General features: G+C 43.5%; 15 protein-coding genes. 11 read left to right on the top strand and 4 right to left on the bottom strand.

Going from position 1 to position 12,959, the window contains the following annotated elements; translation table 11 throughout:
• Positions 1-21 precede the first annotated feature (21 nt).
• The 3 genes from BLP46_RS05510 to BLP46_RS05500 are packed head-to-tail and all read left to right on the top strand — an operon-like array spanning position 22 to position 1,684.
• Positions 22-894 (top strand): NAD(P)/FAD-dependent oxidoreductase, encoded by an 873-nt coding sequence (locus BLP46_RS05510; RefSeq protein ID WP_092976857.1) that lies wholly within the window; start codon positions 22-24, stop codon positions 892-894.
• 22 nt (positions 895-916) lie between these two features.
• The gene (trxA, locus tag BLP46_RS05505; RefSeq protein WP_092976854.1) at positions 917-1,228 is read left to right on the top strand and encodes a thioredoxin; all 312 of its coding nucleotides are present in this window, start codon (positions 917-919) and stop codon (positions 1,226-1,228) included.
• Positions 1,229-1,243: 15 nt separating this feature from the next.
• Positions 1,244-1,684 (top strand): MarR family winged helix-turn-helix transcriptional regulator, encoded by a 441-nt coding sequence (locus BLP46_RS05500; RefSeq protein WP_092976851.1) that lies wholly within the window; start codon positions 1,244-1,246, stop codon positions 1,682-1,684.
• Between the two features lie 174 nt (positions 1,685-1,858).
• Here BLP46_RS05500 and BLP46_RS05495 read toward each other — a convergent pair whose 3' ends face one another.
• From BLP46_RS05495 to BLP46_RS05485, 3 genes are all read right to left on the bottom strand, one after another.
• Positions 1,859-2,512: a nitroreductase family protein gene (locus BLP46_RS05495; RefSeq protein ID WP_092976848.1), complete on the bottom strand. Its 654-nt coding sequence runs from the start codon at positions 2,510-2,512 to the stop codon at positions 1,859-1,861.
• 343 nt (positions 2,513-2,855) lie between these two features.
• On the bottom strand, positions 2,856-3,086 hold the full coding sequence (locus BLP46_RS05490; protein ID WP_092976845.1) for a DUF378 domain-containing protein: 231 nt from the start codon (positions 3,084-3,086) through the stop codon (positions 2,856-2,858).
• A 95-nt stretch (positions 3,087-3,181) separates the two neighbouring features.
• Complete coding sequence (locus tag BLP46_RS05485) at positions 3,182-3,562, bottom strand: hypothetical protein (RefSeq protein ID WP_092976843.1); 381 nt, start codon at positions 3,560-3,562, stop codon at positions 3,182-3,184.
• A 532-nt stretch (positions 3,563-4,094) separates the two neighbouring features.
• Here BLP46_RS05485 and trpE point away from each other — a divergent pair.
• The 5 genes from trpE (at position 4,095) to BLP46_RS05460 (ending at position 8,767) form a co-directional block, all read left to right on the top strand.
• A complete protein-coding gene (trpE, locus tag BLP46_RS05480; protein ID WP_207645212.1) occupies positions 4,095-5,567 on the top strand; it encodes an anthranilate synthase component I in 1,473 nt (490 codons plus the stop codon).
• On the top strand, positions 5,551-6,123 hold the full coding sequence (locus tag BLP46_RS05475; RefSeq protein WP_092976840.1) for an anthranilate synthase component II: 573 nt from the start codon (positions 5,551-5,553) through the stop codon (positions 6,121-6,123). Before trpE ends, BLP46_RS05475 begins: the two co-directional genes overlap by 17 nt.
• Before the next feature lie 200 nt (positions 6,124-6,323).
• Positions 6,324-7,331: an anthranilate phosphoribosyltransferase gene (gene trpD, locus BLP46_RS05470; protein WP_092976837.1), complete on the top strand. Its 1,008-nt coding sequence runs from the start codon at positions 6,324-6,326 to the stop codon at positions 7,329-7,331.
• Positions 7,332-7,338: 7 nt separating this feature from the next.
• A complete protein-coding gene (trpC, locus tag BLP46_RS05465) occupies positions 7,339-8,127 on the top strand; it encodes an indole-3-glycerol phosphate synthase TrpC (RefSeq protein WP_092976834.1) in 789 nt (262 codons plus the stop codon).
• Positions 8,128-8,131: 4 nt separating this feature from the next.
• A complete protein-coding gene (locus BLP46_RS05460; RefSeq protein WP_092976831.1) occupies positions 8,132-8,767 on the top strand; it encodes a phosphoribosylanthranilate isomerase in 636 nt (211 codons plus the stop codon).
• A 183-nt stretch (positions 8,768-8,950) separates the two neighbouring features.
• Here the strand turns inward: BLP46_RS05460 and BLP46_RS05455 are convergent, their stop codons facing one another.
• Positions 8,951-9,484, bottom strand: coding sequence for a QueT transporter family protein (locus BLP46_RS05455; protein WP_092976828.1), 534 nt, complete (start codon positions 9,482-9,484; stop codon positions 8,951-8,953).
• 299 nt (positions 9,485-9,783) lie between these two features.
• Here BLP46_RS05455 and BLP46_RS05445 point away from each other — a divergent pair, with 299 nt between their 5' ends.
• The 3 genes from BLP46_RS05445 to BLP46_RS05435 all read left to right on the top strand — a co-directional run bounded on the left by BLP46_RS05445 (position 9,784) and on the right by BLP46_RS05435 (position 12,836).
• Positions 9,784-11,040 carry a transglutaminase domain-containing protein gene (locus BLP46_RS05445; protein WP_167669191.1) on the top strand — a complete coding sequence of 419 codons (1,257 nt, stop codon included), beginning with the start codon at positions 9,784-9,786 and terminating at the stop codon, positions 11,038-11,040.
• A 133-nt stretch (positions 11,041-11,173) separates the two neighbouring features.
• Positions 11,174-11,932, top strand: a complete 759-nt coding sequence (locus BLP46_RS05440; RefSeq protein ID WP_092976818.1) for a dihydroorotate dehydrogenase electron transfer subunit — start codon at positions 11,174-11,176, stop codon at positions 11,930-11,932.
• Positions 11,925-12,836: a dihydroorotate dehydrogenase gene (locus BLP46_RS05435; protein ID WP_092976815.1), complete on the top strand. Its 912-nt coding sequence runs from the start codon at positions 11,925-11,927 to the stop codon at positions 12,834-12,836. The genes BLP46_RS05440 and BLP46_RS05435 overlap by 8 nt, the downstream gene beginning before the upstream one ends.
• Positions 12,837-12,959: the final 123 nt, after the last annotated feature.

Below are 12,959 nucleotides of genomic sequence, written 5' to 3'. Positions count from 1 at the left end.
TAAAGTCAGTGTGGTGATTTTTTGGTCAGATACGATATTGCAATTATTGGCACGGGCCCTGCGGGAATTTCAGCCGCAGTTACGGCAAAAATCCGCGGTAAAAATATAATTTTGCTTGGCAACAAAAACCTGAGCGACAAAATTACTCGGGCTTCAAAAATAGAAAATTATACTGCGCTTCCCGACATCAGCGGCAGTGAGCTTGCACAGCATTTGCACTCACACCTTGAATCGCTTGAAATTGACATTACCGACAGGCGTGTTAGCACGGTGTATGCAATGGGCAGTTACTTTGCGATTCAGGCTGACGAAGAAATTATCGAAGCAAACAGCGTGATTGTTGCAAGCGGTGTTATGCAGGGAAAAACCCTGAAAGGCGAAAAAGAGCTTCTCGGCTCGGGCGTCAGCTATTGCGCTACCTGTGACGCAAGGCTTTATCGCGGCAGAAAGGTTGCGGTTATCGGTTACAGCGACGATTCCGCCAAAGAAGCCGAGTTTTTGTCCGAGATTGTGTCCGAGGTTTTGTTCTTTCCTATGAAAAATGGCGTTGTTCCCGAAGTACGCACAAATATAAAAATAATCAATGAGATTCCGCGTGAAATTTCGGGAGAAAAAACCACAAGCGGCGTCGTTACAGACGAAAACGAGTATGCCGCAGACTGCGTTTTTGTGCTCAGAGATTCCGTCCTGCCCGACACACTTGTTCCGGGACTTGAAACCGACGGCAGTCACATAAAGGTTGACTTGCAGATGAGAACAAACATAAGCGGTGTTTTTGCCTGCGGAGATATTGCGGGCAAACCGTATCAATATATCAAGGCGGCAGGTCAGGGCAATGTTGCCGCACTTTCTGCCGTTGAATATCTTAGTCATACGTCAAAAAACAATTCATAATATTAAGCAAAGGAGAATAAATATGGTTGAGAAAATTTATGATAATAATATGGATGAGGCACTTGAAAGCAAACTTGCGCTTGTTGATTTTTCGGCAACATGGTGCGGCCCGTGCCAGATGCTTGCTCCGATAATCGAGGAGCTTTCCGATGAGCTTGACGGAGAGGTGGATTTTTACAACGCAGATTCCGACGAAAATATGGAACTTGCTCAGGAGTATGACATCCACAGCATTCCTGCGCTTTTGCTCTTTAAGAACGGCGAGGTTGTTGCAAGAACGGTAGGTTTTCAGCCCAAAGAGGCAATCAAGAGCTTTATTGAGGCAAACAAATAATCGGGAGAGATATTTATGGCTGACAATTACGATACGTTAAAGCTTGAAAATCAAATCTGTTTTCCGCTGTATGCTTGTTCAAAAGAAATTGTAAGGAGATACAAGCCGTTTCTTGACGAGCTTGACCTTACATATACCCAGTATATTGCAATGCTGGTTATGTGGGAGCACAAACAGATAAATGTTAAAAATATGGGCAGGCTTTTGTTTCTTGATTCGGGAACGCTTACGCCCGTGCTGAAAAAGCTTGAGCAAAAGGGTTATATTCTGAGGACAAGAAGCTCTAAAGACGAACGTATGGTAATAGCGAATATCACGGAAAAAGGCGAACAGCTAAAGGGCAGCGCAGCCCTTGTTCCGCAAAAGGTAACGCAGTGCGTAAACCTTACCAAAGAGGAAGCAGAGCTTTTGTATGCGCTGCTTTACAAGGCACTGGACAAAGGCGAAGATGAATAAACGCTGTTTAAACAACAAATTCGGGCGGATTGCCCGCAGATTTCATAAACTGTTCTGTAAATAAAATTGCCGCTGAGGGATAGACCTTCAGCGGCTGTTTTGTCTGTTGAGTTTTAAATCGGAGCAGCGTTCTCTTTGCCCGAAAAGCATAGATTGCGACCGATTGCACTGTGATTATAAAATTCTTTTTTGCGAGCCGATTTCAAAATGATATTTTACAATACCAAGGTCAATTTTTGTGTAAAATCCGCTGCCTGCTCTTGCCCAAACCGTGCCGTCCGACTGCAATTCAATAAAGAACTTTTGCTGATTCAGTGCAGTCGGCGCCAGCATAGCGGCGTCCATACCCTTGATGAACCAATCGGGCAAAGCGTCTTTGTAGTTGCACAGCCTTTTCATTGACTTGTTCTTGTGCGGAAAACCGTTTGACTTTCCGTATCCCACCGCAATAATGCAAACCTGTTTTTCGCCTCTGCCGATGTTTGCATTGCTCTTGCCGTGGCTCAACGCCACCCAGCAGGTGTTAAGCCCCAGCTCCTGAGCCTTGAGCACAATTTTTTCTCCGTAATATCCAAGGGTCTCATCAAGTCTGGTTGACTTTCTTCCGACAAGACATATGTAGTTCTTCACGCCCACAAAATTTCCGTAGTGAGCAATTTTGGATTCAAAGCACTTCGGCTCGTCGTAGAATATCTGAATGTGCAGTCCCTTTTCTTTATTAATGTCACTTATAAGCTTGTCCAGCACCTCACGTTTTTCCGGCTCAATCGCCTTATCTTCATATTGTCTGACGCTGTGGCGCTGCTTCATAAGCTCAAGCATATCCATATTAATCAAACCTCCCGTTTTTGTTTTATGTATGCACCTCTGTAATATTATTGTTCAAGCGCAAAATTATTTTAAATTAAAGTAACAATCTGTTTTTTGCAAATGCAAAGCTTAACAGATTGTAAGGGCGCAAAAGGGCGTAAGCTCATCAGGTTTTGGCGGAAGATTATAACTTCAGATAAAATTCCGATTGCAGTCCGCCGCCTTGGAGGCGAGAGCCGTTTGCACTCAGTTTATAGTATAGCATATGTTTACAAAATTTTCATCAACAAATTGTAAAAATGAGGAATTTTTTCAATGTGATAACATAGCGCAAAAAAGCTCCCGCAAGGGGAGCTTTTCTTTAAACGCCGGAGCTTGCCGTGGAGTCGTCCATAATCGTATCTCTGCTGTCGCGGAACAGTAATGAACTACACCAAATTGCCGAAAGTCCCACAATAACATAGATGATTCGGCTGATGATACCTGTTTGTCCGCCGCAGATAAACGCAACAATATCAAACTGAAAAATTCCGATGCTTCCCCAGTTTATTCCGCCTATAACAAGCAGCGTCAACGCTATTTTATCAAGCATTTAAAATCCTCCTTTTTTAAATACTGAGTTTAGTGTTGACGCAAATTTTTAAAATATTCGTTTTTTAAATTTTGAAAATTTTACATTTAATTTTATTAGCTGAAAAAGAAAAAGTAAAATCCGATAATCAAAAATCCCAGCGCAATTACCGAGGCTCCGATAATTCGTGTTATTTTCATTGATTTTTGAAGTTTAAGCTTTGAAATCATACCCTCGGTCGGAAACGGCAGGAACAACAGCATTATTCCCAGCACAACGCAGCATACCGACGCAAGCACCGTTCCGACAGACTTTGAAAACGGAAACAAAAACAAACCTACCGGTATTCCGAATACACAAATTACGTTGATGACGGAGAACAGCTTGCCGTACTTTTCGCTGGTTTCATAATATTTATTTGCCCTTCTTTGACATTCGTCAGAGCAGTATTGCTCAAAATATGTAATTTCTTTGGCGCAGTAATCGCATTTTTTCATAAAAGCACCCTTTCACGGTTTCTGAAAACTAATTTTAGCACAATTAAGTCATAAATTCAACAGATTGATTTTAAATCGGAGCAACATTCTGCTCTGTTTGCAAATAAAAAACGTGACCGATTGCAGGCAAAGCAAAAAAGCGTGTAATAATTTGCTTAATTTTCTATTGACATATGATTTTGTCGGGAGTATAATGTGGATAAATAAAGGCAATGGCAAGTGTTGCCTGAATATAAACCGTTGATGCGGAGATAAAAACAAAAAATGCGCTTACAGAGAGTGGGGATTGCTGAGAGCCTCGCAGAATGCAGTTTGTTAAATGGACCGCTGAGGGCACAGTCAAAGGGTTTCCGAGTATTCTGTGACGTGAAGGCATACGTTAGTTGTCGGGAATATGTTGGTATTCCGCAGAGAGTATGGGCAACCATAAATCAAGGTGGCACCACGGTAATGTTTTAACCGTCCTTGACAGATGATATTCATCTGTCAAGGACTTTTTTTATTGTTTGATTTTACGAAAAGGGGCATTGATATGATTTCACTTGAAAAAGCAAAACAGCTTGCACAGGGCTACAAGCTTGTGCCTATTAGCCGTGAAATTCTTTCGGATGTGCGCACGCCGATTGAAGTTCTGAGAATTTTAAAAACAGTCAGCTCACATTGCTATATGCTTGAGAGCGTTGAAAAACAGAAAAAATGGGGAAGATACACATTTTTGGGCTTTGACCCCAAGCTTGAAATTACCTGCACTGACGGCGTTATGACAATAAAGGACGGAAACGATGTCAAGACCCTTGAAACCAAACGCCCCGACAAAGAAATCGCAAAAATTATGCAGGAATACACCAGCCCTAAGGTAGAGGGACTTCCGACATTCACAGGCGGACTTGTGGGATATTTTTCGTACGATTATGTTAAGTACAGCGAGCCGAAGCTCAATCTTGACGCCGAAGATGTCGAGCATTTTAAAGACGTTGACCTTATGTTGTTTGACAACGTAATTGCCTTTGATAACCTGAAGCAGAAAATTTTCGTAATTGCAAATGCAAAAACAGATGACCTTGAAAACGAGTATGCAAGGTGCATTAAACAGATTGACAAAATTGTTGACCTTATTCACAATGGCACTCCCGAAAAAATCGTTCCGGGAAAAATCACGTCTCCGTTCCGTGCACTGTTCTCGGAAGAAAAATATTGTGAAATGGTTGAAAAGGCAAAAAAATATATTTATGAGGGCGATATATTCCAGGTTGTGCTGTCTAACAGGCTTGAAGCCGATTACGAGGGCAGTTTGTTTAATGTTTACCGCCACCTGAGAACAATTAATCCGTCGCCTTATATGTTCTATTTCAGCAGTGACGACATCGAGGTTGCGGGCGCTTCACCCGAAACCCTTGTAAAGCTTGAAAACGGAGTTTTGCACACATTTCCTCTTGCGGGTACACGCCCAAGGGGAAAGACAAAGGAAGAGGACGACGCACTTGAAAAGGAGCTCCTTTCAAACGAAAAAGAGCGTGCCGAACACAATATGCTTGTTGACCTCGGACGTAATGACCTTGGCAAGATAAGCGAGTTCGGAACGGTTAAGGTTGAAAAATATATGTCGATTGAACGCTATTCCCACGTTATGCACATCGGCTCAACCGTTGCCGGCAAGCTTGACAAAAGCAAGAGCTATATGGACGCAGTCGGTTCGGTTTTGCCTGCGGGAACGCTTTCGGGCGCACCGAAAATTCGAGCTATGGAGATTATTAACGAGCTTGAGAACAACAAGCGCGGAATTTACGGCGGAGCAATAGGATATATTGACTTTACAGGCAACCTTGACACCTGTATCGGCATAAGAATTGCATTTAAGAAAAACGGCAAGGTCTTTGTTCGTTCGGGTGCAGGAATTGTTGCCGACAGCGTGCCCGAAAACGAGTACAGAGAGTGCATTAACAAGGCAAGAGCGGTTATGAACGCAGTAGGCGAAGGAGGAGATACAGATGATTTTGTTGATTGATAATTACGACAGCTTTTCATACAATCTTTATCAGCTTGTCGGCGAGCTTAACCCCGATATAAAGGTAATCAGAAATGATGAATATACAACACAGGAAATTGAAAAAATGAATCCGTCTCACATAATATTGTCACCTGGACCCGGCAGACCCGCAAATGCAGGTGTTTGTGAAGACGTTGTAAAGGAGCTGAAAGGCAAGTTCCCGATTTTGGGCGTGTGCCTTGGACACCAGGCAATCTGTGAGGCGTTCGGAGCCGAGATTTCATATGCAAAGAAGCTTATGCACGGCAAAATGTCCGTGGTTACGCTTGACCATTCAAGCAGACTGTTTGATGGACTTGGCGACACCGCCGAGGTTGCAAGATATCACTCACTTGCGGTTGTTGCAGACACCCTGCCAAGCTGTTTGAAAGCAACATCGTTTACAAAAGACGGCGAGGTTATGTCGGTTGAACACACAAAGTATCCGATATTCGGACTGCAATTTCACCCCGAGTCTATTCTTACGCCTGACGGAAGAAAGATTCTAAAGAACTTTTTGGCAGTATCAATATAAGCGCAGATGACCTCGCTCTTATAGGCGGTGGGCTCAATTCAGTCTTTCGGCGTGGGATAATCTCCACTGAAAAACTGAGGAGCTAACGCTCCCTTGGCACCGTTGCAATCAGTTGCAAGCAGAGCATTGCTCCAATGACATACAAATTGAATTTATGTCGCACCGATGTGCGAAAATATACATAAACAGGAGGTTTTATTATGATTAAAGAGGCTATATTATCGTTAAGCAAAAAGCAGGACCTTACGTCCGAGGTTATGGAACAGGTTATGGACGAAATTATGAACAACGAGGCTAACGACGCTCAAAAGGCTTCGTTCCTTACGGCACTTGCAATGAAAGGCGAGACAATTGACGAAATTACCGCTGCCGCAAAGGTTATGCGCAAACACTGCGAAAAGTTCCTGAATGACCAGGATGTGCTTGAAATCGTCGGAACGGGCGGCGACGGTTCAAATACCTTTAACATTTCAACAGCCGCTTCAATCGTAACCTCAGCCGCAGGAGTTCCGGTTGCAAAACACGGCAACCGTGCCGCTTCAAGCAAGTGCGGAACGGCAGACTGCCTTGAAGCCCTCGGCGTTAAAATCGACATTTCTCCCGAAAAGAGCCAAAAGCTCCTTAATGACATTAACATTTGCTTCCTGTTTGCTCAAAAATATCATACCGCAATGAGATTTGTGGGCGGTGTAAGACGTGAAATGGGAATCCGAACTTTGTTTAACATACTCGGACCTTTGGCTAACCCCGCAGGAGCTTCAATGCAGCTTTTGGGCGTTTACAGCGCAGATTTGGTTGAGCCGCTTGCAAGGGTTCTTTCAAACCTCGGCGTTAAGAGCGCAATGGTTGTTTACGGCGAAGACAGCATTGATGAAATTTCAATGAGCGCACCAACAAAGGTTTGTGAATTTAAAGACGGCAATTTCAAAATATATGAAATTACTCCCGAACAGTTTGGCTTTGAAAGATGTCAAAAGTCAGAACTTGTAGGCGGCACTCCGCAGGAAAACGCACAGATACTGCGTGATATTCTTGACGGCAAGGACGGAGCCAAGAGAAATGCAGTTCTTCTCAATGCCGGAGCAGCAATTTATGTTGCCGGAAAAGCCGACAGCATTGATTCGGGCATAAAAATTGCAAAAGATATGATTGACAGCGGCAAGGCAAAGGCTCAGCTTGAAAGATTTATCGAGCAGAGCAACAAGTGAGGCGCTTATGAACATTCTGAATGAAATAGCAGACAAAACAAGGCTCCGTGTTGCGGAACAAAAAAAGAACGTTTCCGAGTCGCAAATGCGTGCTGCCGCTGAAACGCTTGCAAAGGATAAAAGCAACAGCTTTGCATTTTATAAAGCCCTCAGCGGCAAAGGAATCCATTGTATTTGCGAGGTAAAAAAAGCTTCGCCGTCAAAGGGCTTGATTGCCGAAGACTTTGATTATGTAAATATTGCAAAGGATTACGAAAAGGGCGGCGCAAGCGCAGTTTCGGTGCTGACAGAGCCATACTGGTTTTTGGGCAGCAACGAATATCTTAAGGAAATAAGAAAAAACATTTCAATTCCGATTTTACGCAAAGATTTTACCGTTGACGATTATATGATATATGAGGCAAAGGTAATCGGTGCCGACGCAGTTTTGCTTATCTGCACAATTACCGAAAACGATGTTCTCAAACACCGCATTGAGCTTTCCAAAAGCCTTGGACTTTCGTCGCTTGTCGAAGCTCACAGCGAAGAAGAAATCCAAGCGGCAATTGATGCCGGGGCGGAGATTATCGGTGTAAACAACCGCAATCTTAAGGATTTTTCCGTTGATGTGTCGCTGAGCGCAAAGTTCAGAAAAGAAGTTCCCGAGAATATTCTTTTTGTTGCCGAAAGCGGAATAAAAACAGCTCAGCAGGTAAGAGATTTGGAAAGCGACGGAGTAAACGCCGTGCTTGTTGGCGAAACTCTTATGCGTGCCTCCGACAGGGTTAAAGCCGTACGGGATTTTTGCGGCAGGTGATGTTATGACAAAGATAAAAATCTGCGGAATACGCTCGCTTGACGACGTTGCAATAATCAATGATTGTATGCCCGACTACATAGGCTATGTTTTTGCGCCGAGCAAGCGGCAAATTTCGCTGAATACGGCGATTGCTTTGTCAGCCAATGTGTTTAGTGGCATAAAAAAGGTTGGCGTGTTTGTAAACCAGCCGATTGATTTTCTTGTCAGCGCAATAACAAGCGGAGCGGTTGATTTTGTTCAGCTTCACGGCGATGAAACCGCCGAATACGAAAAAAAGCTGTTTGCCGCACTGAAAAACAGCGGCATTGAACAGCCCGAAAAACGCTGTATAAGGGCGTTCAGAATACGTAACAAAGACGATATTGAAAAAACAAAGTCAACAATGTGTGCGACTCTCTTGCTTGACGCATACTCCGAAAAGGCAGTCGGCGGCACGGGTGAAACTTTTGACTGGACGTTGATAAATAATATTGAAAAGCCGTTTTTCCTTGCAGGCGGAATAAGCATTGACAATGCGGAAGACGCAGTAAACAGCGCACATCCGTTTGCGCTTGACGTAAGTTCAAGCCTTGAAACCAACAGTAAAAAAGACAGGGCAAAGGTTGAAGCGTTTGTTAAAAAAATCAGGGAATTATAACCGTAAGTTAATGTGTTTTTCATTCCTAAGGCGGCGTTGCTTTTAAATTTAAATGTAACACAACAAAATAGTTTGCAAAAAAATTACCGTTTCTCAGACACAGTGTTTGTGACTTTGAAACGGTAATTGTAATTTATTTATTAATTTTTGCGCTTTAATAATATTATTAATATTAATGCAAAATCAGCGCAGCATAAGTTTTTTGTCAAGTCCGCGTACTTCAAGCAGACGGGCAAACGGAAGTCCCAAAATTATAAGCACACCCAGTTCTCCGAGCGCAACAAGTCCGCCTTGCAGCAAGAAGTCGCCAAAGTGGAATCCGCCCTCAACAAAGAAAAATTCAATTTCAAATCCAACCAAAATTCCGTTGAGCAGCGCAGGCATAAGGCAGGAAAGAATCGGAAGTTTTGCAATTCGTATGTTCCTTGTGCGGTACATAAGGATTGCAGCCAAAAGGCTTGCGGCAGAACCGAAAATCAAATCATACGGTCCCAGCGTTGACAAAGAACTGATGTTTGCCAGTATGCACCCAACTGTCAGTCCCGGAATTGCGGCAGGCGTAAACAGAGCGAATATTGTCATAATTTCGGATACTCTGAATTGCACCGCCATTGAAGCGGTTCCCGGCAAAAGCGTGTTTTGCAGAATTGTCAAAACGGTATAGAGCGCAGCAATAACAGCCGACTGAACAATGTACAGGGTTGTTTTCTTTTTCATATTATGTTTTCCTCCGTAGTGTTTGTTTTAGGTCTGGATTTTGCGAACAGACCGTTGAGTATTTTATCACACAAAATACCCAAATGCAATATTGACGATGTAAAAAAAATAAAGTACAATAGAATATATATTAAAATCGGAGCAAATCTCGGCTTTGCTTGCAAAAACAAAGCCTGCCCAGAAAAGTGAGCATTGGCTCCTCATGGCTTTGGCTGAGACTAACTCTCTGCCGAAAGGTCGCAATGTCCTCCGCATTAGCGGTAGGATATCTGTGTTTAAATTATAATCAGGGTGATTTTTTGAAATATATCAATAAACTCCACACAGTACTTGCCGTTACGGCTGTTTTTTTGTGTGTTTCTGTTTTCAGCGGCTGTTCGCTTTTGGACGAATTGGGATTTTCGGATAATTCTCAAATATCGCAGACGGTTACTTCCGGCGGCACTGTTGTGGGAGCAAGGTCAAATGCGTATTCAGGATACGGTTTCAGCAATCTTGAACGTGAAGATTTGCAGAATCTTTATGAGATGCTTGACCAATATGCAAATAAATCCTCGGTTGAAAAAATAGTTGCTGACGGCACCTTTTCCGTTAAGGAAATAAGTCAGGTACTTGAAGCCTACAAAAACGACAATCCTCAGGTCTTTTGGCTTGACGATACTTTTGAATATTCGCATTTCGGCTCAAAGACGGGCATAATTCTCAGCTTTATCTATGACGGTGACGAGCTTAGCCAAATGAAGCAGAATTTTGACGCCAAGGTTAGTGAGATTATTGCAAACGCCCCCACAAACTCAACCGACTATGATGTTGAACTCTACATCAACGACTATATCGTTGACAACTGTCAATATGACAAAGAGGGTGCGGCGGCAGCCGACAACGGCGAAACTTTGGGCAATGAACACAATGCATACGGCGCACTTATTGATCAAAAGGCTGTTTGCGACGGCTATTCGGCTGCTTTTCAGCTTTTGTGTAACAAACTCGGCATTGAGTGTGTTTCAATTCAGGGAACGTCAAAAGACGAACCTCATATGTGGAACGGCGTAAAAATTAACAATGAATGGTATCACACCGATGTTACGTGGAATGACAGCGATGAATATGTTCATTCTGAAAGATATTTTTATCTTAATTTAACAACAGAGCAGATAAAAGCCGACCACACAATTAACCTAAGTTACGGCGAAGTTTCCGACGACAACTTTGACGAGAACACGATTTATAATATCTTTGTTCCTTCGTGCACAAGTCAGACATACAACTACTTTAACGCAAGCTGTCCAAAGCTTACAAATATCAACGGTTCGGACGAAATTGTCACCCTGCTTGCCCAAACGGCGGCACAGAGGGGAGAGGACTTCGACGTTGTGATAGACGAAGGTCTTGATTTTCAGACAACTGTTGACAGCCTCGCAAGTGACGGATATATTTACAACTGGCTTGAAAAGGCAAATGCAAAGAACGGCAACAACCCTAAAATCAGCGATAAAAGCAAGCTCTATAATTTTTCGGAGCACAGACTGCTAACGATAAAACTTCAATACGAGTAATTTGCACCGTGTGTTTACTGCTCATGGCAACATCAGTAACATGCAAGAACATTTCAACAAAATCAAAAAATATAAAAATCAAAAACCGCACGACCAAAATGATTGTGCGGTATTAATTTAAAGGACTGATAATATGAAATACGACGTAAAAAAATATCCTTTGATTTCAAACGCCGAAATTGCCGACGGAATCTTTGATATGCATGTGGAATACGACAGCAATGCCCTGCCGGTAAAGTGCGGACAATTTGCCCACGTTTATGTTCCGTCCAAAACCCTGCGACGCCCGATTTCCGTGTGCGATGTTGAAAACGGTGTTCTTAGGCTTGTGTATCAGGTCAAGGGCGAAGGCACAAAGATTATGTCACAAATGAAAAGCGGCGAAACAGTCGATATTCTTGCGCCTCTCGGCAACGGTTTTAAAATTGAACAAGGCAAGCGTTACTGCCTTATCGGTGGTGGAATCGGTGTTCCGCCAATGCTCTACACTGCAAAGCAAACCCAAAATCCGCTTGTTATCACAGGTTTTCGTGACAAATCGCTTGTAATTTTACAGGACGATTTTGCCAAGGCGGGGGCTGAGCTTGTGCTTGTAACCGACAACGGAACTGCTGGAACAAAAGGCTTTGTTACCGACATTCTCCGTGAAAAAATAAATGAAACAGATGAGGTCTGTGCCTGCGGTCCGACTCCTATGCTCAAGGCGGTTGCCAAGGTTTGTGCAGAGTTTTCAAAGCCGTGTCAGGTTTCGCTTGAGGAACGTATGGCTTGCGGAATCGGTGCATGTCTCGGATGTGCCGTAAAGGTTAATATAGGCGGCGAAGAAATTATGCAGCACGTTTGCAAAAACGGACCTGTATTTAACGCTGAGGAGGTAGTTTTTAATGGCTGATTTATCCGTAAAAATAGCAGGTGTTGAATTTGGCAATCCGCTGATTGCGGCTTCGGGAACATTTGGCTTTGGCAAAGAGTACGGCGAGTTTTATCCGCTCAGCGCATTGGGCGGAATTTCCTGCAAGGGAATCACCCTTAAAAAGCGTGACGGAAACCCATCGCCTAGAATAGCTGAAACTCCGTCCGGTATGCTTAATGCCGTTGGACTGCAAAACCCGGGTGTTGATGTTTTTATCAAAGAGGATTTGCCTTGGCTCAAACAGCAAAACACGGTTGTTATCGCAAACATTGCCGGCAACACCTTTGAGGAATATTGTGAAATGGCAGAAAAGCTCAGCGACACCGATGTTGATATGATTGAGCTTAATATTTCCTGTCCAAACGTAAAGCAGGGCGGCGTTCAGTTCGGCACAAGCTGCGAGGGGGTCGGCGAAATCACAAGGCAGGTAAGAAAGCACTGCACAAAGCCCCTAATAGTAAAACTCAGCCCGAATGTTACCGACATCGCTTCAATAGCCAAAGCGGCAGAAGACGGCGGCGCCGACGCAGTGTCGCTGATAAACACACTTACAGGTATGCGAATCGACATAAATTCAAGACGTCCGATAATCCGCAACAACACGGGCGGAATGAGCGGAGCGGCAGTTTTTCCTGTTGCCGTAAGAATGGTTTGGCAGGTTTCAAATGCCGTCAAAATTCCCGTAATCGGACTCGGCGGAATAACAACCTGGCAGGACGCCGTTGAAATGATGATTGCAGGTGCGTCTGCCCTGCAAATCGGCACGGTTTTATTTACCGACCCGTACGCTCCAATCAAAATCACCGAGGGTATGCAGAAGTATCTTGACAAAAACAACATCTCAAGTGTTACCGAACTGACAGGCACAATCCGTCCCTGGTAAATTTTGTATCAGCAGCGTAGAAACTTAAGTGTTAGTCAAATAGCTTTGTTCAGCGTAATAACCAATGGATAAACCGCCTTACTTTTTTGTATCAGCAGCGCAGATACTTATGTGTTAGTCAAA

The organism is Ruminococcus sp. YE282 (assembly GCA_900101355.1).
In the GTDB taxonomy this organism is placed as follows: domain Bacteria; phylum Bacillota; class Clostridia; order Oscillospirales; family Acutalibacteraceae; genus Ruminococcoides; species Ruminococcoides bromii_A.
This window is presented reverse-complemented; position numbering and strand designations above follow the sequence as displayed.

Coding starts and splice junctions, on each gene's coding strand:
- BLP46_RS05490 (WP_092976845.1), bottom strand. CDS start 3,086: ATGCTTGATAAAATAGCGTTGACGCTGCTTGTTATAGGCGGAATAAAC.
- trpD (WP_092976837.1), top strand. CDS start 6,324: ATGATTAAAGAGGCTATATTATCGTTAAGCAAAAAGCAGGACCTTACG.
- BLP46_RS05455 (WP_092976828.1), bottom strand. CDS start 9,484: ATGAAAAAGAAAACAACCCTGTACATTGTTCAGTCGGCTGTTATTGCT.
- BLP46_RS05495 (WP_092976848.1), bottom strand. CDS start 2,512: ATGGATATGCTTGAGCTTATGAAGCAGCGCCACAGCGTCAGACAATAT.
- trpC (WP_092976834.1), top strand. CDS start 7,339: ATGAACATTCTGAATGAAATAGCAGACAAAACAAGGCTCCGTGTTGCG.
- BLP46_RS05485 (WP_092976843.1), bottom strand. CDS start 3,562: ATGAAAAAATGCGATTACTGCGCCAAAGAAATTACATATTTTGAGCAA.
- BLP46_RS05440 (WP_092976818.1), top strand. CDS start 11,174: ATGAAATACGACGTAAAAAAATATCCTTTGATTTCAAACGCCGAAATT.
- BLP46_RS05475 (WP_092976840.1), top strand. CDS start 5,551: ATGATTTTGTTGATTGATAATTACGACAGCTTTTCATACAATCTTTAT.
- BLP46_RS05460 (WP_092976831.1), top strand. CDS start 8,132: ATGACAAAGATAAAAATCTGCGGAATACGCTCGCTTGACGACGTTGCA.
- trxA (WP_092976854.1), top strand. CDS start 917: ATGGTTGAGAAAATTTATGATAATAATATGGATGAGGCACTTGAAAGC.
- BLP46_RS05435 (WP_092976815.1), top strand. CDS start 11,925: ATGGCTGATTTATCCGTAAAAATAGCAGGTGTTGAATTTGGCAATCCG.
- trpE (WP_207645212.1), top strand. CDS start 4,095: ATGATTTCACTTGAAAAAGCAAAACAGCTTGCACAGGGCTACAAGCTT.
- BLP46_RS05500 (WP_092976851.1), top strand. CDS start 1,244: ATGGCTGACAATTACGATACGTTAAAGCTTGAAAATCAAATCTGTTTT.